Source organism: Mesorhizobium maamorense (assembly GCF_044998965.1).
Lineage (GTDB): Bacteria > Pseudomonadota > Alphaproteobacteria > Rhizobiales > Rhizobiaceae > Mesorhizobium.
In genome coordinates, this window is the sequence record NZ_CP173355.1 from 87,380 (window position 1) to 112,809 (window position 25,430).

The 25,430-nt window shown below is 59.6% G+C and carries 16 protein-coding genes, 9 pseudogenes and 1 riboswitch; of the genes and pseudogenes, 18 read left to right on the top strand and 7 right to left on the bottom strand.

The annotated features are described in order from the left end of the window. Positions 1–111: 111 nt before the first annotated feature. Positions 112–297, bottom strand: a pseudogene (locus ACIU1A_RS00485) (ATP-binding protein); the annotation flags it as partial. Between the two features lie 20 nt (positions 298–317). Here ACIU1A_RS00485 and ACIU1A_RS00490 point away from each other — a divergent pair. Beyond that, the gene (locus ACIU1A_RS00490) at positions 318–452 is read left to right on the top strand and encodes a hypothetical protein (RefSeq protein ID WP_404924650.1); all 135 of its coding nucleotides are present in this window, start codon (positions 318–320) and stop codon (positions 450–452) included. 660 nt (positions 453–1,112) lie between these two features. Here the strand turns inward: ACIU1A_RS00490 and ACIU1A_RS00495 are convergent. Continuing rightward, the gene (locus ACIU1A_RS00495; RefSeq protein WP_404924651.1) at positions 1,113–1,313 is read right to left on the bottom strand and encodes a hypothetical protein; all 201 of its coding nucleotides are present in this window, start codon (positions 1,311–1,313) and stop codon (positions 1,113–1,115) included. 984 nt (positions 1,314–2,297) lie between these two features. Next, entirely contained in the window at positions 2,298–2,825 is a 528-nt protein-coding gene (locus tag ACIU1A_RS00500; protein ID WP_404924652.1) for a hypothetical protein, read from the bottom strand. A gap of 783 nt (positions 2,826–3,608) precedes the next feature. Between ACIU1A_RS00500 and ACIU1A_RS00505 the strand changes: the two genes are divergently transcribed. Together ACIU1A_RS00505 and ACIU1A_RS00510 are read left to right on the top strand one after the other, a co-directional pair. After that, a complete protein-coding gene (locus tag ACIU1A_RS00505) occupies positions 3,609–4,520 on the top strand; it encodes a RolB family protein (protein ID WP_404924653.1) in 912 nt (303 codons plus the stop codon). A gap of 301 nt (positions 4,521–4,821) precedes the next feature. Next, a pseudogene (locus ACIU1A_RS00510) lies at positions 4,822–4,956 on the top strand (transposase); the annotation flags it as partial. Positions 4,957–5,061: 105 nt separating this feature from the next. Here the strand turns inward: ACIU1A_RS00510 and ACIU1A_RS00515 are convergent. Further along, positions 5,062–5,554: pseudogene (locus ACIU1A_RS00515) on the bottom strand (IS701 family transposase); the annotation flags it as partial. Positions 5,555–5,597: 43 nt separating this feature from the next. Here ACIU1A_RS00515 and ACIU1A_RS00520 point away from each other — a divergent pair. The 4 genes and pseudogenes from ACIU1A_RS00520 to ACIU1A_RS00535 form a co-directional block, all read left to right on the top strand. Beyond that, positions 5,598–6,371: pseudogene (locus ACIU1A_RS00520) on the top strand (ProQ/FINO family protein); the annotation flags it as partial. Positions 6,372–6,651: 280 nt separating this feature from the next. Then, a complete protein-coding gene (locus ACIU1A_RS00525) occupies positions 6,652–7,851 on the top strand; it encodes an IS256 family transposase (RefSeq protein ID WP_404924655.1) in 1,200 nt (399 codons plus the stop codon). 458 nt (positions 7,852–8,309) lie between these two features. Then, a pseudogene (locus ACIU1A_RS00530) lies at positions 8,310–8,753 on the top strand (transposase); the annotation flags it as partial. Between the two features lie 219 nt (positions 8,754–8,972). Then, positions 8,973–9,097 (top strand): annotated as a pseudogene (locus ACIU1A_RS00535) (cold-shock protein); the annotation flags it as partial. 131 nt (positions 9,098–9,228) lie between these two features. Here ACIU1A_RS00535 and ACIU1A_RS00540 read toward each other — a convergent pair. Beyond that, complete coding sequence (locus ACIU1A_RS00540; RefSeq protein WP_404924656.1) at positions 9,229–9,603, bottom strand: MucR family transcriptional regulator; 375 nt, start codon at positions 9,601–9,603, stop codon at positions 9,229–9,231. Between the two features lie 234 nt (positions 9,604–9,837). Between ACIU1A_RS00540 and ACIU1A_RS00545 the strand changes: the two genes are divergently transcribed. The 4 genes and pseudogenes from ACIU1A_RS00545 (at position 9,838) to ACIU1A_RS00560 (ending at position 13,536) form a co-directional block, all read left to right on the top strand. Continuing rightward, a complete protein-coding gene (locus tag ACIU1A_RS00545; RefSeq protein WP_404924657.1) occupies positions 9,838–10,647 on the top strand; it encodes a RolB family protein in 810 nt (269 codons plus the stop codon). A 465-nt stretch (positions 10,648–11,112) separates the two neighbouring features. Further along, positions 11,113–11,895, top strand: a pseudogene (locus tag ACIU1A_RS00550) (TauD/TfdA dioxygenase family protein); the annotation flags it as partial. Positions 11,896–12,028: 133 nt separating this feature from the next. Continuing rightward, positions 12,029–12,130: a hypothetical protein gene (locus tag ACIU1A_RS00555; RefSeq protein ID WP_404924726.1), complete on the top strand. Its 102-nt coding sequence runs from the start codon at positions 12,029–12,031 to the stop codon at positions 12,128–12,130. Positions 12,131–12,849: 719 nt separating this feature from the next. Beyond that, positions 12,850–13,536: a hypothetical protein gene (locus tag ACIU1A_RS00560; protein ID WP_404924658.1), complete on the top strand. Its 687-nt coding sequence runs from the start codon at positions 12,850–12,852 to the stop codon at positions 13,534–13,536. Positions 13,537–13,708: 172 nt separating this feature from the next. Here ACIU1A_RS00560 and ACIU1A_RS00565 read toward each other — a convergent pair whose 3' ends face one another. Next, entirely contained in the window at positions 13,709–13,906 is a 198-nt protein-coding gene (locus ACIU1A_RS00565; protein ID WP_404924659.1) for a hypothetical protein, read from the bottom strand. Between the two features lie 15 nt (positions 13,907–13,921). Further along, positions 13,922–14,038: riboswitch (TPP riboswitch) on the top strand. A gap of 30 nt (positions 14,039–14,068) precedes the next feature. On the opposite strand from ACIU1A_RS00565, the gene ACIU1A_RS00570 reads away from it, so the two are divergent. Then, positions 14,069–14,725, top strand: coding sequence for an MFS transporter (locus ACIU1A_RS00570; RefSeq protein ID WP_404924660.1), 657 nt, complete (start codon positions 14,069–14,071; stop codon positions 14,723–14,725). 206 nt (positions 14,726–14,931) lie between these two features. Here the strand turns inward: ACIU1A_RS00570 and ACIU1A_RS00575 are convergent, their stop codons facing one another. After that, a complete protein-coding gene (locus ACIU1A_RS00575; RefSeq protein ID WP_404924661.1) occupies positions 14,932–15,813 on the bottom strand; it encodes a LysR family transcriptional regulator in 882 nt (293 codons plus the stop codon). Between the two features lie 132 nt (positions 15,814–15,945). Here ACIU1A_RS00575 and ACIU1A_RS00580 point away from each other — a divergent pair, with 132 nt between their 5' ends. The 6 genes and pseudogenes from ACIU1A_RS00580 to ACIU1A_RS00605 all read left to right on the top strand — a co-directional run bounded on the left by ACIU1A_RS00580 (position 15,946) and on the right by ACIU1A_RS00605 (position 25,219). Beyond that, positions 15,946–17,094 (top strand): MFS transporter, encoded by a 1,149-nt coding sequence (locus tag ACIU1A_RS00580; protein WP_404924719.1) that lies wholly within the window; start codon positions 15,946–15,948, stop codon positions 17,092–17,094. 384 nt (positions 17,095–17,478) lie between these two features. Continuing rightward, positions 17,479–17,661, top strand: coding sequence for a hypothetical protein (locus ACIU1A_RS00585; protein ID WP_404924662.1), 183 nt, complete (start codon positions 17,479–17,481; stop codon positions 17,659–17,661). Positions 17,662–17,913: 252 nt separating this feature from the next. Continuing rightward, complete coding sequence (locus ACIU1A_RS00590; protein ID WP_404924663.1) at positions 17,914–18,843, top strand: DUF3991 and toprim domain-containing protein; 930 nt, start codon at positions 17,914–17,916, stop codon at positions 18,841–18,843. A gap of 140 nt (positions 18,844–18,983) precedes the next feature. After that, on the top strand, positions 18,984–19,586 hold the full coding sequence (locus tag ACIU1A_RS00595) for a DUF1419 domain-containing protein (RefSeq protein WP_404924664.1): 603 nt from the start codon (positions 18,984–18,986) through the stop codon (positions 19,584–19,586). Between the two features lie 15 nt (positions 19,587–19,601). Beyond that, positions 19,602–20,004 (top strand): annotated as a pseudogene (locus tag ACIU1A_RS00600) (DUF3085 domain-containing protein). Positions 20,005–20,129: 125 nt separating this feature from the next. After that, positions 20,130–25,219, top strand: a pseudogene (locus ACIU1A_RS00605) (lactate dehydrogenase). Positions 25,220–25,430: the final 211 nt, after the last annotated feature.

Sequence of the window (25,430 nt, forward strand, 5' to 3'; positions counted from 1 at the left end):
AATAGAATGATTGAGGCGGTTGCAGATGGCTTCGAGGGTGCACCGGTTGCGCGGCGTGTCAAGCGAAGTGAGGATTTGACCCCTTGGGCGAACGGGAGATTTGACCCCCTCTCATTGGTTTGCAGTTTCCTTGGTATCGAGCGTCGTTCCGGCATTCTGCAATAGGCCGGAACGACGCTTTTCGCGAAGCCGGTGTCTGTCACCGCGGATGGTGATCACTATCGAATGATGAAGCAGGCGATCAAGGATCGCGGTTGCCACCACGGGATCACCAAACATCAGAGGCTGCCGCCATTCTCGACGGAGTGGTGTCTCATTTGACGGTCATCGACCCGCGTCACGGCCTAGCTGGTCAGCGCCTGGAGATCGTGTCGTCCCGTTCTGCGCCGGTCCGGCTTTCGTCGTTGTTCGACCACCTGACGGACGCCGCCGCTCAATTCGGCGCTCAGTGACCGACCTTGCAGCGGCGTCACCGGAAGAACAAGGCGCGTCGAAATCGTTGGCCCGCATCAACGTTCGAACGCTGCTCACATTGATGCACCATTTGAACAGCACGTTGGCCTTCGTCGAGGAGGTGATTCGCGATGAACATCCAGTCGAATCTGCACCCCGTAGCGTCCCAGACCGTCACCGAACTTCCGGACCCGGCGTGGCAAGACCTCCGAATCTTTGGCTCAACTTGCCGGGAGAGACGCAGAAGCAGGTCGCACAGAGCTTCGCGCGACTTCTCTTGCGGATGCGAACGACGGGCGCGCCGGCAGTGGCGGATCGGCATGTTGAGAGCATCGAATAGACCGGACGAGTGCGTCACTGCTGCGCATCGCGGCAAGCTCGCTTACATTTATGTCCGCCAGTCCTCCGTGAACCAGGTGCGGCATCATCAGGAAAGCACGGAACTGCAATACCGTCTGTCGATCGCGCGGTCGCTCTATAGGAATAAGCGTGAGCATCAACCGATGCTGAAGATCGGTCCCTAAGAGGATCAGCTCGACGGGCTTTTAAGTGGCACAGCAAAGGGGCGCGCGAGCGGCTGACTTTGGTCCGGACTTACGAGGCGCTTCGCGGGGTCGGGATATGAAGGCACCACGATGCGGTCCGTCGGATAGCCGCTGTTACTGGAAGACCCTCGGCGCAACGCAATCGAAACGGAGACTGCAGAAGACGTCGGATGGTGAAGTTTCTGCTCCGCCGAGAACGTTCATCAGGCGCCGGCAGTTCGCCTCGTTCCGGCTGATCTCTTCGATCTGGCGGTGACGGAAGCGCTCGTCGAGCCAGAGCCAGTCTTCATAGAGCCCCACGATCAGATCGTTCATCCTGGGTGAGAGCTCATCCTCGCGGTTCTTCAATATAGCGAACAGTGAGTTGCGCAGCGCCTTCGCACCCGCCCTCGTACAGTAGATCATATGTCGATTTGCGTTTGTCTTATCTATTCAGAGAATATCTCAGATTATACTAGCCGCAACCAAGCTTAGATAAGACTATTAGGGCAAACTAGCCTGGATATTTATTTAAATAAAAAACAGTGCACAATATCGCACGATGGAAAACGAGAGCATAAACGAGAACGGAATACGATCACACGCATAAAACCACAAAACGATCCGGGCCGACGTGCTGCGACTTTGATCACCACCTCAGTAACATGCGCCCCATGCCACCACCGGAAACTCAGAAGCATTCTGGAGGGTCTGTTTGGATCGGTGTTAGCTCTGGACCACTCACGCGGTACAGCTACTGGAGATGCGGGCGCGCGATCTCGAGCGCATGCTGGGCAAGAAGACCATGGAAGCCGAGATTCAAGCGGGGGCGGGGGAAAGCTGCGAATGAGCTTCTCGATGAGATTTTTGTTTGTGAGTATTGTATCCAAAACATTACAACGTTTATATAGCACGATGATTAGCTGAAAGCGGCTATAGTTCTTTCCTTATTGGACCGCAATCATAGACAGTGCTATGCGCCAAAGAACGCGGAGCTGTGTTGCCTGACTGTTCGCGCCAGGAGAGGGGTGCTCTCTTCATTATTGGACCGCAATTGTAGACAGTGACAGGGTCCAATGGACAAGCAAATAACATGCGTAGAGAGATAAAAAGGGAAATGACAGTGACGGTTGAAAGCGTCTCGCCTTATTATAAGAAACAAAAATAACGCTTGTAAAGATATCGACGTAAAAACAGCGACGACAATGAAACAATGACGGTTACATCGTCATAAATCCGAAAGGAACTAAATCGAAAACAGACATCACAGACAGCACACAATCGAACAGGAGTTTGAACTCCAAAGCCAAGGCCTGCGGCTTACACCTTTGTGGAAGTAATCACGTCATATGGAATACGGCGGCGACGGTGTGCGATTCCATCCCAATTCATCATGTCCGTCTTGGGAATGACGAGACAGCGCTGAATGTCATCCTCGTCGACCTGATAGCAGTGACATGCATGGTAAGCTTCCACTATCTTTTCCTTGGATGCGGTATTCGGTGGAGTGGTCAGTGCCACAATCTTCATCCAATTTCCAGAGCACATCCAATCCGGAATTGGCGCCAGCGATTGTTGGTTCTGACAAGAGCTTGCAATGTCTGCCGGCAGATAGACATACACGTGTCCCGGTACGATCTGTTCTAATGGGCCGCCGTCCGCTAGGTCATTCATGCACGGAAATGATTCAAACTCAGTTAATAAAGCCTCCCAATTTTCCTCAGAGATACCCTCCGGGAGAGTTTGCTGATTGCGCACGCCTCCAACCCACATACGCTGTTTGCGGAGCAGGATTTCGTTCTTCCACTCATTGAAACGATTCACCTGGGTGCTGATTTCAGCCGTCAACAGTCCCCTCCAAACGGTGATGGGACCATATTGGGGGCGCTCAAAGCGAGGGATATCAGCCATGTCGCGATAGACAATAAAAAACATTCGATCTTTAGAGCGATTTAATTGATATCCAAAACGGGGGATGTGAATCTTTTATAGCTGCTTTTGGTCTTTCGTTACATCCGTGTATGCTCCAGATAGGAAGTGTTTATTTCTTTTGCTGTAACACGCGACCTCTTAGGAAGAGAGAAGGTGACGTGTTGGTCACGGATGACGGAATGAAACAACAATAATGGCCTTTTCATTATGGAAGAGACGTTTACTGTTTATGTTCGCGCAGTCTGGAGTCCCAGCCGCCCGCGCTGTGTGAAAATATATGGCTATCAATAAATCAATATTCTTATGATCCGCCAACATTTGCTTATCTGTCGCTGTCGATTTCATCGTCACATGTGTGAACGAGCGAGCCGTGCTCGTGGCCACGTCACAGCATGCTGCCCCCAACCGAACGACTCGTCAGTCTCTCCAAGGGCGTCTTTTCGCACGCTCTAAATGTCCCAACTAAATCAGTTACAGCTCAATTAGATTTTATATCTTGAGAGGTCGTTTGTGGTCTTGAAAAGGTAAGGTGCTTCTTGAACGAAAGTGACAGAAATGGCCCGTTGCTGGAGATGCCAGCCAGCGGCTTAGCAGGTCACTTCGTGGTCATTGTCATCCAATAGTGAAAACACTCTCGGCCTTTTGCGACGGCCCTTTGGTGCCGATTGAATATCCAAAAAGCTGCTGTGTTCGATTCATGTGGCCGAAGGGGCGACGACTGAGCTTCGTAAAAGCCAACTTTCATCGCCGCTTGCGAAATCTAATAATCGCAGAGTAGACGCAACGCACGGTGGATTTCTATTTAACCCCCGAATCATCGTTTTCGAAGTCAGCCGCGTCTACAAGTCCATTGCTATCTTTTGGGAACTTGCCGCGGGAGCTCCAATGGGTTGCGTTCACGGGGTATCTCGCAGCCATCCTCAACATCACGGCCTCCAAGCCGGCGCTCAAATGGAGCTCCCAGATTATTACCGCCCAACCTTTCGTGGCCTGGATCTTACCCGGATAACCTCCAGAGAAGAGCTGGACGTTGCCCTATTCGCGGCAAAGAAAGAATACAATAAGTTTCTCAATGAACGTCTGCTCGTCGCGCAACGCGCTTGGCTTTCCAACACGCGCCGTCGCGGGTTTGATGTGGAATCAGCTGACGCATTCTCGACCTGCCCGTGCATTAATCATCCCAGCCATCAGCTGGAGCAGATCGAAACAACGGAGAAGGCCGGCATCCGGGAGGTCAGTCGGTTATTGTACATCTACATGCCGCGAGACGCTGCACGACAATGCCAGTCAGCGCAAATGGTTGATCGCATTCCAGACTACATGTGCTTTATGGACCACGATCGCCAACGAAAGTTTCTGGCCGCCGACATCTCACCGTATTCCATTTATACATCCAAATCGGCTATGGTGGCAAGGTATCATTCAGTTGGATGCGGCTCGGTCACAGAAAACGATATAGCATTTTGCATCGTAATTGCCGAGACCGATTGGACTCAGCATGACACATCGAAATGCCTGTACAAGCGGAGTAGGTTCGGCTCAGTAGATGTGCTCGCTGTGGCGCCGGTACTGTTTCCGCCGGAGGAGTCGAGCTCTGAAGAGACCGACTAGGTAGTCTGGTCGACGCAACTGTTTGGTTGTGTTTTCGTGAGTATTATTCAGAATGGTCATTCTGTGTCACCGTGGACTGTGCCTTGTGGTATTTACTGTCTCTGTTTGTAAATGTCTTCCTTTCAGCCGCTACTGGCGGCGTGTCATTCCTGTACTCCTTTTCATAATGAATAAGATGAGCCTGTTGAAACCAATTTTGGCTCTATCCCACAACCGTGTGGCCGCCTTTCGTCAGGAGGCGAGCATTGGAGTCGGCGCGCGACAGCTGTGTCTCTCTGTTTTTCTCCAGTCGAGTGATCTAAGTGTCGCTGCGATCTATCGTGCCATAGATGCTGAAGCAGGCATGAAGGCTCTGAAGGAATTGGAGGCCGGCTAATGGGGTCAGAAATATCCGGCGATCACGCAGAGTTGGCGGCGCAGTTGGGATCACGTCGTTCTTCGCCTTCCCCTAGCTGCCGCATGACAGACCGACTCCTCGGGCGCGAGCTCGCTGGCTAATTACCGACGATCCCCTCGACGGCGGCATGAAGTGAGCGCCTCGAACCGCCAGGACATAGGGCTGCTCGCGAGCTTCAGCATCCGGCGAAGGCTACTGTCGGCCCCGTAGACAGCGTCGCCAAGAACGTAAGCGCATGGGACGCCGGCATCGAGGCGCCGCCTCGACCATGGCGCGCGCCATCTTTGGCTTGGTCGCAAATTCGACCGTCTCCGGGATCGACGCCTTGGCACATCGCGCCCGATCCTTTGTCCAGCTTTCCGGCAGGTAAAGGCGACGATCGACCAGCGCTTGACCGTAGCGACTCGCGTACGCCAAGAACACGCGGATCTGGCTGTTCTCGATCCGCCCCGCCGTTCCCGAGTATTGACGCGCAACACCGGCGGAACGATCACCCTTCTTCACAAATCCCGTCTCGTCGACAATCAGGACGCCATCCTCATCGCCCAACGCCTCCACTCACATAATCGCGAACCTCGTCTCGCAGCCGATCCGCGTCCCAGTGGCTGCACCCCAACAGCGACTGCATCCGATAGGGGCGCTCTGCTAGCCGAGGCAAATCGCCTGCACAGCTTTTCCGCCTTCTATCGGCCAAGTGGCCTGCGGCGTTCAATCCGGAAGCGCCCAGGCCGCTCAAGATCGGCATCCATCATGACATTCGCGTGCTTGACGGCGAACTGTCTGATGATGAATTAAGGAGAGCCCTGCTGGCGTATACCAAGATGGCCAAATACTTGGCGAGACTGGATGCCGGCGCCGCACAGGTCGATCTCGATGGCAAGCCGGTGGTCGGTCATCCCTTTTTCGAGATGAACGAAGGCCGGACGCTATTCCCATGGTCGTTCTGGCCACCGCTGCGACCGTTATATCGTTCGGGATGGCAGTCAGGTCGATGCCGGCCCAGATTGACTGTGGCCGCACGAGCCCACGCTTCTGTTGACCTCGACGACAAGCGGTCGCTGCTGCCTCATGCTCTCGGCGACTTGGGGGAGGTGCGAATATTATCTAAGGCCGATCGCACGGTTTTCGCCGTCGCCAACGGTCTTCGAATAAGCCACGACGCCAGCGGCTCTCCGCGTCCCCGGCCCGCGCTCTCGCCCTCCTTGTCGTGCTTTCGCAACCATCGCGACAACGGCCATGCGACCGGCGTTCGCGCCGCCGTCCAGGAACCTCAAGTAGGTCTTGAAGTGCTCCTTGTCGTAGGCGGTCAGGCTGTCCTGACAAGGGACTTCGTCTTGAAGACCTGGTTCAACGCCGCCTCCGCCGACGATGCCAGTTATGAGGAGATGGCGCAGGTGATCCTCGGCATCGATCCGACGGAAGAGGCGACCGGTTACAAGGAGTTGTTCGCGTAAATGAGGGTGAACGGGCGGCGACACACGCTGCTTGTTCAGACGTGATCACGGCGTCCGCCACAAGAATGGCATGACATCCGGGCCTGCGGGATTGCAGGCTTCCGCTGACGTCTATTCTTTGTCAAACTCCGCTCCTCGTACAGGCAGAAGATTCGCTGATAGTGTCCTGAAGGTTCTGCAAAAAGCTCTGGAGAGAGAGCAGCCCTTACTCTGAGGCGAGGGGCGGCCATGGCACGCTGGTGACGTTGCGATCACCGATTCCCGTGGAAGGGTAAGTGCCATGACCAAGCGAGACGTTAGACTGAGCAGAGGTGAGTTGAAAGCGTTGCTGTTGTCGGATGAGGACGGCTTTCGCAGAGTTTTGCAGACTGTGGTGCAGGAGGCTTTGGAAGCCGAGATGACGGAGGCGATCGGGGCCGAGAAAGGCGAGCGGACGACGGAGCGGGTTGGTTACCGGTCCGGCTATTACGAACGCAAGCTTGTGACGCGGGTTGGCGTGCTGGAGCTTCGGGTTCCGCAAGATCGGGCCGGCCGGTTCTCGACGGAATTGTTCGAGCGTTATCAGCGCTCGGAGAAGGCATTGGTGTCGGCGCTGGTCGAGATGTACGTGCAAGGCGTGTCGACGCGCAAGGTGAAGGCGATCACCGAGGAGCTGTGCGGCCATTCCTTCTCGGCTTCGACGGTAAGCCAGGCGACGGCGCGGCTGGATGAAGCCCTGAAGGCGTTCTTTGAGCAGCGGCTTGCCGAACCTTACCCGTACCTCATTCTGGACGCGCGCTATGAGCGGGCGCGCGAAGCCGGCGTGATCGCCAGCCAGGCGGTGCTGGTGGCGATCGGGGTCGACTGGGAGGGCCGGCGCCAGGTGCTCGGTGTCGAACTGGCCAACCGGGAAAGCCATTCGAGCTGGCGCGCGTTCGTGGCAGGGCTCAAGCAGCGCGGGCTTGCCGGCGTGGAGTTCGTCGTCTCCGACGACCATCCGGGGCTCAGGGCAGCGATCCGGGAAGTCCTGCCTGAGGCAGTCTGGCAGCGCTGTTACGTGCACTTCCTCAGAAACGCGCTCGATTATGTGCCGCGCAAGGTCGATGACGATTGCCTGATGGAGCTCAGATGGTTCTATGACCGGCGCGACCTAGCCGAGGTCAAGCGCGACCTGGCGCAGTGGATCGCCAAATGGCAGGCCAAATACCCGAAGCTGGTGGATTGGGTGGAGAACAACATCGAGGAGACGCTGAGCTTCTATCGGCTGCCGCTGCCGCATCACAAGCACATGAAGTCGACGAACATGCTGGAGCGGCTGAACCAGGAGATCAAGCGGCGCACCCTGGTCGTTCGCATCTTCCCCAACCCGCAGAGCTGTTTGCGGCTGGTTCGGGCATTGGCGGTGGAGATCCACGAGAACTGGCTCGAGGCGACCCGCTACCTCAACATGGACCATCTGCGCGAGCACAAGAAGGAGAACCTTAGGGCACTGGCCGCCTGAGACGCGCCCGCCATGTCCGCCGCTCCGCTAAACACGGGGGCTGCGCGGCGGACACGCCAACGTCACCGCTGAATGCCACGCCATTTTTGCAGAACTTGACGCACACAACTGATTCGCTGCGCCGATGCGTCTGTGCGTGGCCATGCAGGTCAGCGGCGGCCGCTCGTCATACCTGGCCGGCGCAGCTAGGCGGAGAAGATGAAGCCGTGTTCTGGTGGCGGGTCAAAGCAGGACGATGTTCCAAGGGTCTTCGTCGGGACCATGTAGATATGCCACCTGGTGAGCCACTGCGGCAGCGGAGCCGGCTTGGGAGCTATGGCGGAACTGGGTGATGACGGTTTGAGGAGAGCGGCGTATCGAGGCGGGTGATGAAGCCTGCCAGAACCTCTCAAGGAGAGCGATACGCCATGAATGAGACTATCAACATTGTTCGCCTTCGTCAGCCCGATGAAATCAATGACAAGGTGCCGAAATCGGTGCAGGCCGGCATAAAGGCAGACCTGCGCGAAATCTATCTCGCTCCCACCCGGGCCTCGACCGAAACGGCAATTGCCGTCTTCGGCGAGAAATATGACGCGAAATATGCCAAGGCGGTCGACTGCCTGACGAAAGATCAGAATGCGTTGCTGGCGTTCTACGATTTCCCCGCCGAACACTGGGATCATCTGCGAACGTCCAATCGCATCGAAAGCGTCTTTGCCACCGTTCGCCACCGCACGGTGCGTACCAAGGGCTCGCTATCCTCGAAAACCGCCAGGCTGATGGTCTTCAAGCTGGTCATGGCCGCGGCCAGGACGTGGCGACGATTGAAAGGACAAAATCAGTTGCCGAAACTCATCGCAGGTGCCACGTTCCTGGACGGAATCGAGGTCATCGAAACGAAGCCGCAGAGCGCCGCTTGATCAGCCTCGTCACCCAAATTCCAGCATAGCTCGCACGGTCTGGTTCACCCTGTCACGGTGTTCCTTCAAGACGGGGCGCTTGTTTTCATGGTTTCATGGACAGGCGAGCGCGCCCGAACTGGTTTCGCTAACTCATTAACCGGATTTTGTCCCTGCATTTCGCTCGGTTTCATCCCGCCAATGCTGATCTTGAATCTTCGTCCGCGCATTCGGCCGAACTACATTTCCGCTGTCGAACGCGCTGCCTCTCGACGCTGAATGACCGCCAGAAGATCAACTATGAGATCGAACAGGACCGCCGCACTGGCAAGTCCTCTGCCGGTAGCCTCAGTAAAGCTGGCTGAAATTTTCTCCTGCGTCCCGGCAAGTGCGAATGAACGCGAGGTAGGGCATGGTTTGGCCCCCGCCTTTTCCTATTCTGCGCAGATCGTACCGATAGCAGCTGCGCGCTCCAGAACGACCCTCGAGAGATAAGTCAAGCTGCGACCTTCTTGCCGGTCCGCTTCGCCGGCGCCGGCGTTTCCGACTCTTTCGGTTTGCGGCCGAGACCTATGGTCTTGGCCAAGGCCGAGCGCGCAGCGGCGTAATTCGGCGCGACCATGGGATAGTCCGCCGGCAGGCCCCATTTGGCGCGATATTCGTCCGGCGTGAGGCCATAGTGGGTCGACAGATGGCGCCTTAGCGATTTGAACTTCTTTCCATCGTCAAGGCAGACGATGTAGTCCGCCATCACCGACTTCTTGATCGGAACAGCAGGCCTGAGAGCCTGCGGCTGTTCTGCCGAAACGCTGCCGGCCGTTCCTTTCAGTGCTGCATGTACTTGGCCGATCAGGGCGGGGAGATCGCCCACCAATAGATTCGTCTCTCAGAGCCAAGAACATTTGGGATAACGACAGAAAATGACGTGCCCGTTACATCTTAACCTTTAGCCCTTGCAAAAGGTGCTTCTTGGGCGAGGGTGACAGAAATATGTATAAGGGAAGGGGCAATACTCTTTGCAGGCGACTAGGGTCATTCTTTCTTATTGGACCACGCTTTAGACGGGGACATTTGATGGCTCTTCGCAGAAGGCAAGAGGTTTTCGATGTCACCGCGTCGTGTATTTAAACCAGCATGCGATTCAAAGCCCGTTAGCTTATCTTTCGTCACTCACAAGCCAACTAACTTTTTTATCATCTGCCGCCATCTTGCACCTTCTTTCACGATGTCTCTTCCTCCGTACGATCGCCCATGGTTCATTGCTCCCCACGCCGACCCCGAAGACCTAGGAGAGCACATTCGGACCCAGACGAGCAAATATAATAATTTCATCAACAACACCCTGTATCCGAGCCAACGTGATTGGGCTCGAGCCGCCGCGGAAGCTCATGGCATTGATCCTGAACACGATGATGCGTGGATGGGGGAGACCGAGAAGGTCTACGACGATCTTCCAGAAGAAGTACTAGATGAATTCTATACTTATCCCTGCCTCAATGACCCGACCATGACAAACTACTTAGAACGAATCATGACGGAACTCAACTCAGACGGCGCGCACGAAGTGCGGAGGTTACTATACACATATATGCCACTATCGTCGGCACAAGAATGTCGACGAAAGCGAAGCCTAAGTTACATTCCGGACTACATGCGCTTTGTCGACCACGATGACAGTGTCAAACTGCTCGTACTGGATATCCCGCCGAAGGGTAATGATAGCAAGGATGACATAGTGCGCAAGTATCATGCTGTCGGATGCACGAAAGTCGAGAGGAGCGACATTGCAGGTTGCGTCGTCATTCCCGATGCCGATTTTATCGCTTATGATGAAGATAACGACTTTTTTAAACGGGCGCGGTTCGGCTCATTTGACGTGGTGGCTGTCACGAAGGTGCTGCTTGAAGATCGTTGAGTTTCTCTCCAAGGATGGGGCGCTAGGCGCCACATCAGATTTCGCCTTCTGTAGGGATTGACGTTCCTGTTTGAAGGTCTCTGTTGGCTGCGCCGTATGGCGTTTTAAAGATGTCCCTTGTGTTTGTGTTTGCGACCACCTCTCGCCTTTATTGCATCTGTATTTCGGTCATTTCTCTTTGTTCAGTTCTGGGTCTCCGTATAACGCCTGTGATTGCTAATTATGTGTGCCGCCTGTCGTGGGTGTTGTTGAGTAAGGATCGTGTCTCAATGTATGGATTTTGACCATCCGTTTCTATTGTCTTATCGGTCCTGGTGTCTTCTCCGAAGGCTCGTCTCTTGCGATGTAATCTTATTACAATTCAATAAGACCGGGTTATTTGAACAATGTGATTTGTGTATCCTTGCATAACTCGTCTGCGTCTGCAGGTGACCAATTTGGCGAAATCGCGGCGGCCCCGGTCATCTTCTAAAACACAAGGTGATCTTCTTCCGCGGCCAGGAGCACCTCGACGTTCAGGAATTGTTCGCGCGGCGTCTGGGTGACCTTGTACCTCATCCCACGCAGGGGCCGGCAGCCGGCACGGCCTCAATTCTCAATCTCGATTTCGGCCGTGGCGGTGGCAGGGCAGACCAGTGGCATACCGACGTGACTTTCGTCGATGCCTATCCGAAATTCTCGGTCCTACGTGGCGTCGTCATTCCGGCGGCGGGGGGCGACACGATCTGGTCCAACACGCACGCCGCGTACGAGAATCTGCCGGCGCCGCTCAAAACATTGGCGGACGATCTGTGGGCTGTTCATAGCAATGCCTACGACTACGCAGCCGCGCGCCCGCGCGCCACAGCCGAAGAGAAGAAGCACTTCGAGGAAGTCTTCACATCGACGATCTACGAGACCGAGCATCCGGTCGTGCGCGTCCATCCGGAAACCGGGGAGAAGTCGCTGCTGCTCGGCAATTTCGTGCAGCGCCTCGTCGGCCTTTCCAAGAGCGATTCCGCCAAACTCTACGAGGTGTTCCAGTCCTACGTCACTGCCCCGGAAAATACCGTGCGGTGGCGCTGGCAAGTAGGCGACGTCGCTATCTGGGACAACCGTGCTACCCAGCATTATGCGGTCAACGACTATGGCGACCAGCACCGGGTTGTGCGTCGCGCTACGGTTGACGGTGACGTTCCGGTCGGCGTCGACGGTCGCCGCAGTATAACCCATGTCAAGGCAGCCAAGCCGGCGGCGAAGGCAGCCTGACCGTCTGAACAGGGGAAAAATTAAACTTCGTATCGCCGCGGCCGTATCGCGCTGCGTAACCGCCTCCCAAAGCCTATGATTTCCGAGAAGCAAGGCGAATTGCTGGCTCGAGGCTTGGCCCGAAATCGAGGTCCTGCAGCGTGGCGCATGGCTCGGGTCGCTGCTCGTGGCCACGCTGCTGCGGTACAGGTCCCTCGCCGCCCCACCATCTCGCGCGCCTGCACCTCGGCGCTGAAAACATGGGATCATTATTTTGACAGACGCGAACGGCCGCCTTGTACCGCTCTGCCCATTTCCCCTAGGGCTGGATAGCGATCATTCACCGTTTGTTCATCATAATAGCGCACGATCATAACTGGACATGCTGGTAGCTCGTACATGCCTGAAGGCCCCTGCGTCGTCCCAGCGCCGGGGCCTTATTACTTCCGCAAAATCCATTTCAGCAACGCGGGCACCTCGCAGGATGTCGCAATCTAGTGCGGACACCTTAACCGGATTGGCTTTCATTTCAGCCATCAATGCACAGGAGAGTTGGGACACACACCTCCGCGCTTGGGATGATTCACCATGTAGCGAATTCCGCGCGTTAAACGAATTCGGGTTCCTCAAATATACAATCGTCGACACCGATCCTGATGGATCGACCCTCGATGACAAAATCAATCATCTTCAAACGGAATTGTTCAATATTGCCGAGAGCTACCGGTGTTCCGTCGAAGTCGACATTCGCGAGGTCGGCGGTCAACAACGATCATGGTGATCGCCCGCATCTTTCGTGTTCACATGGCCACAATCGGCCGCATCGGTGCCCGAGGTCAGACCAGAAGTCGCTGATCGTTTATGTCAGTTGATAGTTTTCGCAGGGACGTATGCCATGATGTGAGTCTTGTCTTCCAAGCGCCGATTTGGCCGGGTAGGGTTTGCAGGGGGGCGAACACCGGATGAACGAACGGAATGATACTGGAAAAACTGCGCGCCTGTTGGGGGTTTACCCCGACCGTCGATAGGAATGTCGCCCTGGTCGAAGGCTTTCTGAAGGGCAAGAGTTTCGCCGACCTGGCGCAGGAACATAGCCTGTCGAAATCGAGGGTGCGGCAAATCATCGAGAAGGCTGATCGGCTCGTGGGCGGCGGCATCCTGACCAAGGCTGAACCGACCAAGGCCTCGCCTCGATCCGATTTCATGGTCGACTATCCGTATGTGTGGATCCTGGCCGAGATGCACCGGCTCGGAAGCGTCACGCCGCATCATTTCTTTGCGGAGCTGGAACGCGCCGGATCGCTGGAGCGGCTGGTTGACAAGATGAAGCGGTTGCCGTGGCGCACACCAACAACAACACGTGAGCTGGCGCGCCTCGTGTGGCAAAAGGAGAGGGGCGAGAGCCCATGGCCTGCAATGAAGCGATCACGCGTTGTGATCGTGGAACCAAGCTGCCCGGTCGACCATCCGGATCGCGGCCTTCAATGCCAGCTCGCCTTGGAACCGGCCTTTCAGGAATTGGCTGCGCGCGCAGCGGAATCCGGCTGGACCGAGGACGAGATAGCCTACGCGCTCCTCGAGCTCGCTGGCGCGCGCCTCAAGAGCAACTCCGTCAATAGCGAGACTGAGAGGGCGATTGACCGGGCCAGAGCAACAAGATGAGCGGCAATCAAGAAGCTTCGCCTGACCCGATATGAACGTCGCTGCGCCACTCAGTTTGGAGGTGCAAGCTGACCCGAATCGGGCAGGCGAGCGGAAGTGCTGAAATAAGGCGTGAGAATCCATGGCGATCTTGCGCATGGCGAACTCCTTCAAGTGACTTGTTTTCATCAGCCTAACCAGAGGTGCCACCGGCCTGGGTTCTTGATGCGGTGGCTGTGCGAGACGCCAGGCGCCACCGCGCGGCCAAGCCCACAAAGCGGACCTTTTTGTCGCAGTCGCAAAACGCGTCGAAGTTTTCGAAATATTTGCGACGAAAAAAGCGGTCGTTGGCCATGAGCGCCCGGCCAAATAAGGCGTGCTTGTTATTCAAGGTTGAGATTCCTCGCAGATACCGAGGGGGTGCCCCGTCAAGGGGCTGAGATACTGTTGGCCGAAGGCAGCACAGTGACCCTTTGAACCTGATCCGGATCATGCCGGCAAAGGGACGGGTCTGACGCCTCTCTCCTTTGCCGGCCTCATACAAGTGGCCGCAATGACACCCGAAAAATCAACAACCACGGTACGGCGTTCAGCGCTCACGCCTAAACTTCCGACGTTGACCCTGCTATGCGCCCTTTCGGTGCTGCCGTTGAACGTCTTTCTGCCATCACTGGCGAATATCGCGCAGGATTTCCGCGCCGATTATGCTCTCCTGAGCCTGTCACTAGCCGGTTACGCGGTAGTGGCCGTCGCATTGGAACTGATCATGGGCCCGCTATCCGATCGGTTCGGGCGTCGGCCGATCGTCATGGTCAGTCTTGCCACGTTCACGATCGGGTCGATCGGCTGGCGCCTTTGCATCCGATATTCGGACCTTTCTTGCGTTCCGTTTGCTCCAGGGGCAATCACGTCCTGCTATCCAATTTCGATGGCGATTATCAGGGATACGGTCGGCAAAGAGCAGACGGCGAGCCGGATCGGTTATACGGCGATGATCTGGGCGGTGGCCCCGATGATTGGCCTAGCGCTTGGCAGGCGCTATGACCCTTACGGGTGGCGCAGCCCTTTCCTCGATCACAGGGGCCGTCCTGACGGAGGGCAACGCAAGCATGCGCTGTTCTCCATCATGCTTTTTTCCGCCGGGTGCGGGCTGTTGGCGGCTGTGCTCGCGGCGCTCGTGCCAGGCGATTCTCAGTCCTGTCGGACGTGATGCCGTCGCTGATAAACACGCGCTCTTAGCGCTTGAAAAAAGCAGTGCGTGCGGCGGGGAGCCCCGTGGCGGCTTGATCACGATCTTCCAGAAGCTGCAATTAAGGGCAGCACAGGGTCGCGGAGCGGCAACCGAAAGCTCCCATGCGAAACGACCGAGTTGCGGACAGACCAGATGTTGGTGAGGTTATTTCAGCCGGTTCCCTTTCATTTCTTCGCTGCCTTCCTCAACCAGTCGCGCATTTGTCGCGCGGGCCGTGACAGGTGCGCCGTGTCAGGGGTCAGCAGATGATACTGTTCCCGTCCTGGCAGCACCGGGCCGGGAAGCTGAACAAGACGCCCCGACCGCAGATGTTGGCCGCAGGAGAGATGGTCGCCGATGGCAATGCCAAGGCCGCGCAGCGCCGCGTCGATGCACAGATGGGTGCGATTGAAGAACAGGTGGTTGTCGACATCGTCCAGCATGGCGCCTGCCGCTTCGCAATAGCGTCGCCACCAATAGAGCCCGCGCTCGTGGATCAGCCTGTGCGCGGCGTAGAAGCCTGGTGAGGCCGGATCTGGCCCCTTGGCGATCAATGCGGGTGACGCGACCGGGAACGCGTTGAGATCAAGGAAGGGCTCGGAGCGAAAGCCGATCAGCGCAGCGGGTCCCCAGGTCAGCACCAGGTCGACATCGCCGGGCAGGCTGCGCGGCGGGTCCGGGCGGCAGCGCAGATCAACGTTGAGCCGCAGCGCGTCCAGCGCCTCCGCCGTCAGCCGCGGCATGAGCCACACAACCGCCAGATCGGTTTCCACATCCAGAACCACTGTTCCCTTGGCGGTGCCGCGCCTCAGACGCCCGACGCCGAGCGCTAGATCGGCGAAGGACCGGGCGACGGTGCGGGCGAAGAGGCTGCCTTCGCCGGTCAGCACGACATGGCGTGCATGACGCTCGAAAAGTTCGACGCCCAGTTCCATCTCCAGATTGCGCACGTGGCGGCTGACGGCAGCATGGCTGACGCCCAGTTCGTCCGCCGCCGCAGCGAAGCTGCCATGCCGGGCAGCTGCTTCGAAGGCGCGGGTGGCGTTGAGGTTGGGCAGTTTGCGCATGAGACCAGCATAACAAAAGCGTTCGCTTGCGGTAAAAAATATTGTTTGAGTGAAAGCTCACTTCGCGCGATTTCTTGGGATCCCCATCGCCAGGAGGATGCGATGACCCGAGCGCAGAACCCCCAAACCCGGATGATCGTAGCGCTGGTTCTCGGCGTGACGATCTACGGCCTCGCGATGGGCACCACCTACCCGCTTCTGGGCTTGTTGCTATCGGATCGCGTGTCAGGCGCGCTCAATGGCCTGAATACGGCAGCGACCGGCCTCGGCCTCATGACCGGCGTGGTGCTGGTGCCCGGCCTCGCCCGCCGGTTGGGCGCGGGTCGAACGGCGCTGGCAGGTGTGGGGCTGCTGGCGCTGGCGCTCGTTGCACTGGCCTTTCTGCGGGACTTCTGGCCGATCTTCGCGGCCCGCGCGATTCTGGGCTGTGGTGCGGGTCTCATGTTCATCGTCGCCGAAACGGCGCTGAACGCCGCCGCGACACCTGAGCGGCGCGGGCAGATCATGGGCGTCTATACCGCTGCAAATGCCCTCGGTTTCGTACTCGGTCCCGCGATGATCGCGCTGATGCCCGACCGCCCGGCCGCGCTTCTCCTCGGTTGCGCCGCGATAGCGCTGCTGGCGCTAATCCCGTTCGCCGCGGTGGAACGGCCGGTGAGCCGCTTGGTGGTGCCGGGATCGGCGCGCCACACCGTATCGGCGATCACAGCCTTTCCTTTAGCCTTCGGCTTTCTCTTCATCGCCTCGATGATTGATGCCATCGCCATCAGCCTCATGCCGGTCATCATGCTCGATCGCGATTTCGACGTCTCGCAGGCGGTGCTGCTCGCCGCGGTGTTCCATGTCGGCCTGGTGATAGGGCAGCCGCTGATCGGGCTGGCGCTGGACAAGGCTGGCCGCCGCCGCACGGTTCTTGGTTGCTGCGGCCTATCGCTCGCCTGCACCCTGCCGCTGGTCTCCGGACCAGGTATGGGATTCTGGCCCGTAGCCGGGCTGATGCTGGTCTGGGGCGGCGCGAATTACGGGCTCTACACCGCTGGGCTCGCGCTGATCGGCGACCGCTTCCGGGCTGAGATGCTGACGGCGGCCACCGCCGCCCTTGCCTCCGTCTATGCTCTGGCCGCCGTCATCGGCCCCGTCGTCGCCGGCGGCATGATGAATGCGCTCGGCGCGAAGGGTCTATTCGGGGCAGCAGCGGTTGTCTATCTGACGGCGCTCTGCGCTGGCCTCTGGCTATTCCGGCCGGTCGAGCCGGAATGGCAGAAGCATCAAATCCGCTGATATCCGCAATGGCTCGATCGTGCCATTCGCAATGCATGTCGAGACAACTACAACCGCTCGGCTTCGACTGCGAGCGACTGCCGCGCGTGTTCCCTCTCGGACCTCGAACATCTGGAAAGGGACCTCGTGGTGGAAATCTGCCAGTCCAGCTCGTGTTCAATGTGCGAGCTGATCGGCCGGCACGCGGGCTCGGCCCGCAGCCCAATCCCGCTCTCTTGAGATGGCTTCCTGGTCCAGCTCCGGATCTTCCACGATCAACCCCTGAAGGGTCCGCTAGCAAGCTGCGGCCGCGCCGGCTTGGCCTTTGCGGTGATCGCGCCCGGAGCCCGACCTTTGAGGAGCCATCGAGCGGGAATTGGCCCGCTCCAAGGATGGAGCCCTCAGATGTCGCAAGATCTTTCCCTCGCCCAAAGCCACGCCTTCCAGCTCGCCCGCACCCTCATGGTCCCTGTCACGCTCTTCCGCTCCGGCGACGAATTCGGCGTCCTGCCGAGCGCCGAACTCGACAACGATGAGGTCGAGACCCTCGCCGAATACGATCCCTTTGAACACGGGCCGGCTCATTAAGCCGGCTTCTCCTCCCGGAGGTGCCACTTGCGAGCTTGCGGCGGCAAGGAAGCTGCGCCGCGGCTGGCCCGCGGGCGGCGGCGCGAGGTGCAAAAACACACATTGCCAGCCGCGCCCTTGCCGCCTTTGCTCTTCGCGGCATCCGGAAGGCATCCCGCAAGATGCGGGAAAGAAAACCTGAAGGAAGGCGGGCGCCTGCGGCGCACGAAAGAGGGACATGGAACAGGACGAACTCGATGAACTTCGACAAGGGTGGCCTGCGCGGCCGCGCTGGATCAGGCTGGTTACGCGATCGACCTGAAGGAGAGTACCCGACGTGCGGTCAAATACCGGCACGGCGACCAGATCGTCATCGTGATCCATGACGGAAAAGGCTGGTTCGATCCGCTCTCCGACGCGAAGGGGGACGTGTTCTCGCTGATGACCCATCTGCATGGGGTGGGTTTCGCGGAGGCGACGTTGCTGGTCGCCCGGCTGGTCGGCCACGAGCCGCGCGAGCCTGTGTGGAGGAGGCAGGCCCGGCATCGCAAGCCCGATCTAGGCGTCGCCGAACGCTGGAATGCCCGCCGCAAGCCCTGGCCGGGATCGATGACATGGCGCTACCTGCGCGACGACCGCCATCTTCCGGAAGCCGTGATCAGCGCCGCCATCCGTCATGATCTGCTGCGGGAGGGCCCTCGCGGCAGCATGCGGGCCGCTCACAGGGACGGGGAGGGGGTTGTGACCGGCTGGGAGGAACGCGGTCCGGAATGGCGCGGTTTCTCGACCGGCGGCGCGAAGGTGCTGTTTCGGTTTGGCCCCTGCGATGCGCTCCGCCTCTGCGTCACCGAGGCCGCGATCGACGCCATGAGCCTCGCCGCGCTCGAGAGCACTCGCCGCGATAGCCTCTATGTCAGTACCGGGGGCGGCTGGGCTCCCGTCACCGATGCGGCAATCCGGCTGCTGGCGGCGCGGGAGGGCTTATTGCTGGTCGCCGCCACGGACAACAACGCGCAGGGCGACATCTACGCGGTTCGCCTCGAAGCGGTCGCCCGCGAGGCTGGCTGCGGCTTCGAACGTCTCCGCCCGCACGAGGAGGACTGGAACGCCGAACTCAAGGCAAGGGTGAAGAACCGGGTAAAGGGAGAAAGAGGAAGTAAGAAGCTTGGCTGGCCGCATGCCCGCCAGCCGCGTCAAGGGTAAAGCTGCGCCCGCTTCGCGGCCCTTGACCCGGCCGGACGGAGAGGCGGCCGCGGAGGAGGGGTCAGGAAGGGCGGAAGAGGATGGCGACATCGAGTGGATGAGCCGCGCTCCAGCCCGACGAGGCTGAAAGGAGCCCACCCATGACCCTCTTGTCCGTCCGCAAGGTTTATCACGGCATCGCCGATCGCCGGCAGATGTTCCGCATGTTCGACCGCCACGCTCAGCGTCCTGATCGTTTCCAGGACGATGCCAGTGCTTTGTACCGCGGCGAATGGTTCGAGATATCACAGGCCGAGCACGATCACATGTTCGAGATCCTGCCGCCGCTCTGGATGCGAGGCGAGATGTTCGCGCTGCGTGAGTTTCTCACCGACCGCATCACCAGCATCTTCTACGCCCTGAACATCGATGGCCGCATGCGGTATTTCCACGGCTATTGCGACCTGCTCGACAAGGGCTCGCCTGAGCGGATGCGCGATGCGATGGTCGAACGCGAAACCCGTCCCGTTCGGGCGATGACCCGCGAGGAACGCCTGGAGCACATCTGGTCGAGCACCCATGAGGACTATCGCGGCTACGCCGGCGAGCGCTGGCCGGAACGCGACCGCGGCAAGCGCACCGTGATATTTTATGGCGGCCGCCAGGGCACCACGCTGAAGCTGCTGGACCACCTTACAGATGCGGAGATCGCGGCGAAGCTGCCCGTGCATTTGCGCTATCTCCCCGACGCAATCGCGGCGTGAGGGAGGTGTGAGATGATGTTGACCTTCACCATCACCGCCCTCCGCGAGGTCATCGCTCGCGGCATTGTCGACGCTGAAACCAATGGCGGCTTCCGCGATCCTCACCTCGGACTATCCGCCGCCGACAACCGCAAGCCCGGCCTCTGGCTCGTCGGAGACCACGGCGTCTACCTGTGCTCCAACGGCGAACTCGCCAAAGGGGGCGAAGCCGCTCGTCGCCTACGCCGAGGAATGCGATCCGCGCAGAAACGACGACTGGTTCGAGGTCAAACGCCGGGGGTTCGGCGGCGATGACGGCGTGGATTTCCTCGACGCCGAAGGCCTTGAGGCCCTGATCGCAGCCAGTCCCGGCTGCACGCATCTGCGCATCGCGTTCCTACAGGACTCGATGCAGCTCTTCGTGATCGAGCGAGACTAGCGCGCCGTCGGCGGGCGTCGTCCGGCGGCGTCCAACATCCCAATCCCCCACATCCCGCGCAAGTCCGGCCGGCTGGTGCCTTCCAGCGGAACGGCGACGTGCGCCCTCATTCAGGAGATCCAGCCATGTCGCATGACGATCCTTTCACCATCGATCTTTTCAGCAACACCGCACTTTCTTCCGGCCTCGGCCTCGGCGTGACGGCCTTTGGCGACACTGTCGAGCCCGACGGTGACGACGATCCTGATCCGTCGTCGCCGGCGCCCGCGCTGCCGAGCGCGGCAATCGTGCGGCGACCATCGACCGCCTGCCGGGCGCGCGGGTCGAACTTCCATCTCGCTGGTAGCCGTGGCCTGGCGCGGGGCTGGAAGGAGCGGGCGCGCGACAACATCGCGGCGATCCGGCTCGCCGCCGAGATCGAAGCGGACGAGCGCCCGGCCACGCTCGAGGAGCAGGAGAGGCTGATCCGCTTCACCGGCTTCGGCGCGTCCGACCTTGCCAATGGCGTCTTCCGCCGCCCCGGCGAGGTCGACTTCCGCAAAGGCTGGGACGAGATCGGCTCTTCTCTGGAGGATGCCGTCGGCGAGATCGACTACGCCTCGCTCACCCGCTGCACCCAGTATGCCCACTTCACGCCGGAGTTCATCGTCCGCGCGATGTGGTCAGGCCTGCAGCGGCTCGGCTGGCGCGGCGGCCGTGTGCTCGAGCCCGGCATCGGCACGGGCCTGTTTCCGGCGCTGATGCCCGAAGCGCTACGCGATGTGTCACACGTCACCGGGATCGAACTCGATCCCGTCACGGCACGCATCGCCCGGCTATTGCAGCCGCGCGCGCGTATCGTCACTGGCGATTTCGCCCGCACGGAGCTGCCGGCGAGCTTCGACCTTGCCATCGGCAATCCGCCATTCTCAGATCGCACCGTTCGTTCGGACCGGGCCTATCGTTCGCTCGGCCTGCGCCTGCACGACTACTTCATCGCCCGGTCCGTCGACCTGTTGAAGCCGGGCGCTTTCGCCGCCTTCGTCACCAGCTCCGGCACGTTGGACAAGGCGGATTCCTCTGCGCGTGAGCATATCGCCAAAACGGCCGACCTGATCGCCGCCATCCGCCTGCCCAAAGGCAGCTTCCGCGCCGACGCCGGCACGGACGTCGTGGTCGACGTGCTGTTTTTGCGCAAGCGCAAGGTCACCGAGCCCGAAGGTGATCTGTCCTGGCTCGACATCGAGGAAGTCCGCCAGGCGACGGAGGATGAAGGCGCGATCCGCGTCAACCGCTGGTTCGCGCGCCACCCGGATTTCGTGCTCGGCACGCATGCCATTGTCTCGGGGCCTTACGGCCAGGCCTATTCCTGCCTGCCTCATCCCGGTGTCGATCTGGAGCGAGCGCTCACCGCAGCGGTCTCCCTCCTTCCGGAAGCCATTTATGACGGCGAGCCGGACGAGATTGATCGTGACGCCGAGGACAGTGCCGACGTCGTCGATGCCCTGCCGGAAGGCCCCAGTGTGCGCGAGGGCAGTTTCTTCGTCGCGAAAAATACTGCCCTTGCGCAGATGATCGGTGGCGCTGCTGTGACCATCACCGTACGCAAGGGCCGCACCGCCGAAGGCATCCCCGAAAAGCACGCGCGGATCATCCGCAAATTGATCCCCATCCGTGATGCGGTGCGCGGGGTCCTGAAGGCCCAGGAGCTCGACCGGCCCTGGAAGCCGGCCCAAGTCAAGCTGCGCATCGCCTGGTCGAATTTTGTGCGCGACTTCGGGCCTATCAACTTCACTACCGTGTCGGTGAATGAGGATGCCGAAACCGATGAAGTGCGCGAAACACATCGCCGCCCCAACCTGCAACCGTTTCTGGACGATCCCGATTGCTGGCTGGTCGCTTCTATCGAGGACTACGATCTCGAGACCAATACCGCCCGGCCGGGTCCGATTTTCACCGAGCGCGTCATCGCGCCGCCCGCAGCGCCCATTATCACAAGTGCTGCCGATGCGCTTGCCGTCGTGCTCAACGAACGCGGCCATATTGACATCGATCACATCGCCGAATTGCTGCATGAGAATGCCGATGACGTCATTGGCGAGCTGGGTGACGCCATCTACCGCGATCCGGAGACCGGTTCGTGGCAAACGGCCGACGCCTATCTCTCCGGTCAGGTCCGCGACAAGTTGAAGGTCGCGGAAGCCGCTGCCGCACTCGATCCCGAATTCGAGCGCAATGTCCGTGCCCTGGTCGAGGTTCAGCCGGCCGATCTTCGTCCCTCGGATATCACCGCGCGTCTTGGGGCACCATGGATTCCCGCCGCCGATGTTGTCGCCTTCGTCAAGGAGACGATGGGTGCCGAGATCAGCATCCATCATATGCCGGAACTGGCATCGTGGACCGTAGAGGCGCGGCAATTGGGATGGATGGCGGCCGGCACGTCCGAATGGGGCAGCGATCGCCGTCATGCCGGCGAGCTCATAGCCGACGCGCTGAACAGCCGGGTGCCGCAGATCTTCGACACGGTGAAGGAGGGCCATGCTGAAAAGCGCGTGCTCAATGTTGTGGATACGGAAGCCGCCAAGGAAAAGCTGCAGAAGATCAAGACCGCTTTCCAGAACTGGATCTGGTCCGATCCCGACCGGACCGACCGGCTGGCGCGGGTCTATAACGACCGCTTCAACAACATCGCCCCCCGACGATTCAACGGGGATCATCTGCAACTTCCAGGCGCCTCCGGCGCCTTTTTCTGTATGGGCACCAAAAGCGCGGCATCTGGCGCATCGTTTCGGCCGGCTCGACCTACCTCGCCCATGCAGTCGGCGCCGGCAAGACCATGACGATTGCCGCGGCCGTCATGGAGCAGCGCCGGCTTGGCCTGATCGCCAAGGCCATGCTGGTCGTTCCCGGCCATTGTCTTGCACAGGCGGCCCGCGAATTTCTGGCGCTTTATCCGACCGCGCGAATCCTCGTCGCTGATGAGACGAATTTTTCCAAGGACAAGCGGCATAGATTCCTGTCACGGGCGGCGACCGCCGCCTGGGACGCGATCATCATCACGCACAGCGCCTTCCGCTTCATCGGCGTGCCGTCGGCCTTCGAGCAACAGATGATCCAGGACGAGCTCGAGCTCTACGAGACGCTGCTGACCAAGGTCCAGAGCGACGACCGCGTCTCGCGCAAGCGCCTCGAGCGGCTGAAGGAGGGGCTCAGGGAACGGCTGCAGGCGCTGGCGACCCGCAAGGAAGACCTGCTGACCATCTCCGAGATCGGCGTCGACCAGATTATCGTCGATGAAGCCCAGGAGTTCAGGAAGCTCAGCTTCGCCACCAACATGTCGACGCTCAAGGGAGTCGATCCGAACGGCTCGCAGCGGGCCTGGGACCTTTATGTAAAATCCCGGTTCGTGGAGACGAAGAATCCGGGCCGGGCGCTCGTGCTGGCCTCCGGCACGCCGATCACCAATACGCTTGGCGAGATGTTCTCGGTGCAGCGCTATCTCGGTTACCAGGCGCTGCTTCAGCGCGGCCTGCACGAGTTCGACGCCTGGGCTTCGACCTTCGGCGACGTCACGACCGAACTCGAATTGCAGCCATCCGGCAAATACAAGCCGGTGACGCGCTTCGCCACCTTCGTCAACGTGCCGGAGCTGATCGCCATGTTCCGTTCCTTCGCGGATGTGGTGCTGCCGGAAGACCTTCGCGAATATGTGAAGGTGCCGGCGCTTTCGACCGGCGCACGTCAGATCGTCACCGCCAAGCCGTCTGCGGCCTTCAAGCGCTACCAGATGGTGCTCGGCGCCCGCATAAAGGCCATCGAGGAACGCGACCGTCCGGCAGAACCTGGTGACGACATCCTGCTCTCGGTGATCACCGATGGCCGGCACGCCGCGATCGACCTGCGCCTGGTCGATCCGGACAATCACGATGAGCCGGACAACAAACTCAACGAGCTGATCGGCAATGCCTTCCGTATCTGGCAGGAAACAGCGCAAAGCAGCTATGTCCGCGCCGACGGCAAGCCGTTCGAGCTTGCGGGCGCAGCGCAGATGATCTTCTCCGATCTCGGCACGATCGGCGTCGAGAAAAGCCGCGGCTTCTCAGCCTATCGTTGGATCAGGGATGAACTGGTCCGCAGGGGCGTTCCGGCATCCGAAATTGCCTTTATGCAGGACTTCAAGAAGGCGCAAGCCAAGCAGCGCCTGTTCGGTGATGTGCGGGCCGGCAAGGTCCGGTTCCTGATCGGCTCCTCCGACACAATGGGCACCGGCGTCAACGCGCAGCTCCGCCTCAAGGCGCTGCATCATCTCGACGTGCCGTGGCTTCCCTCCCAGATCGAGCAGCGCGAAGGCCGTATCCTGCGGCAGGGCAACCAGCACGATGTCATCGATATCTTCGCCTACGCCACGGAAGGATCGATGGACGCCCAGATGTGGCAGAACAACGAGCGCAAGGCCCGGTTCATAGCGGCCGCCCTTTCCGGAGACACGTCCATCCGTCGGTTGGAGGATATGGGTGAGGGGCAGGCCAACCAGTTCGCGATGGCCAAGGCGATCGCCTCTGGCGATCCGCGTCTTATGCAGAAGGCAGGTCTGGAGGCGGACATTGCCCGTCTGGAGCGCCTTCGCGCGGCCCACATTGATGATGAGCACGCCGTTCGACGGCAGATCCGCGATGCCGAGCGCGATATCGAATACTCGACCCGGCGCATCGGCGAGGTCGGGAAGGATATCGAGCGCCTCGTGCCAACCACCGGCGATGGGTTCAGCATGGTGATCGGAGGCGACGCGTTCACGGAGCGCAAACTCGCCGGTCGTGCGCTGATGAAGGAAATCCTGACTCGCGTGCAGCTTCAGCAGCAAGGCGAAACCACTATCGCCTCCATCGGCGGGTTCGATTTCGAATATTCCGGCGAGCGGTTCGGCAAGGACGGCTACCGCTATGCCACCATGCTGATGCGCACCGGCGCCGATTATGAAATCGAGCTCCCCGTCACCACCTCGCCGCTTGGCGCCATCGCCCGGCTCGATCATGCCTTGGCCGGCTTCGAGGGCGAGCAGGAACGATATCGCCAGCGTCTTGAGGATGCCGAGCGCAGGCTCACCTCCTATCGCTCGCGTGAGGGTGGCGAATTCGGATTCGCTGGTGAACTGGCCGAGAAGCGCCGACAGCTTGCGGAAATCGGAACCGATCTTGCGTCTTCGATTGATGGCCAGGATCAGCGTGCAGCCGCATAGCAGGCTCAACACAGCTGCCGGTCAATGTGTCAGGCATTGACCGGCGGCAAAGGTTCAAGGTGGCTCGGGTGCAGAGCGATGCAGGAGGCGCGCCGAACCCAACACAGTGCGGAAGCCGCGATAGAAATCGTGGCGGCGCCTGTCTCGCATCGTTCGGTTCTGGATCCACGTCGGAGGGAGGAGGAAAGGAAAACGGAGGAAGAATAGAGCC

What these genes read in the sequence shown, in the direction of transcription:
- ACIU1A_RS00525 (WP_404924655.1), top strand. Translation starts at nt 6,652, where the DNA reads ATGACCAAGCGAGACGTTAGACTGAGCAGAGGTGAGTTGAAAGCGTTG.
- ACIU1A_RS00545 (WP_404924657.1), top strand. Translation starts at nt 9,838, where the DNA reads ATGTCACCGCGTCGTGTATTTAAACCAGCATGCGATTCAAAGCCCGTT.
- ACIU1A_RS00580 (WP_404924719.1), top strand. Translation starts at nt 15,946, where the DNA reads ATGATCGTAGCGCTGGTTCTCGGCGTGACGATCTACGGCCTCGCGATG.
- ACIU1A_RS00575 (WP_404924661.1), bottom strand. Translation starts at nt 15,813, where the DNA reads ATGCGCAAACTGCCCAACCTCAACGCCACCCGCGCCTTCGAAGCAGCT.
- ACIU1A_RS00570 (WP_404924660.1), top strand. Translation starts at nt 14,069, where the DNA reads ATGACACCCGAAAAATCAACAACCACGGTACGGCGTTCAGCGCTCACG.
- ACIU1A_RS00595 (WP_404924664.1), top strand. Translation starts at nt 18,984, where the DNA reads ATGACCCTCTTGTCCGTCCGCAAGGTTTATCACGGCATCGCCGATCGC.
- ACIU1A_RS00560 (WP_404924658.1), top strand. Translation starts at nt 12,850, where the DNA reads ATGATACTGGAAAAACTGCGCGCCTGTTGGGGGTTTACCCCGACCGTC.
- ACIU1A_RS00585 (WP_404924662.1), top strand. Translation starts at nt 17,479, where the DNA reads ATGTCGCAAGATCTTTCCCTCGCCCAAAGCCACGCCTTCCAGCTCGCC.
- ACIU1A_RS00495 (WP_404924651.1), bottom strand. Translation starts at nt 1,313, where the DNA reads ATGAACGATCTGATCGTGGGGCTCTATGAAGACTGGCTCTGGCTCGAC.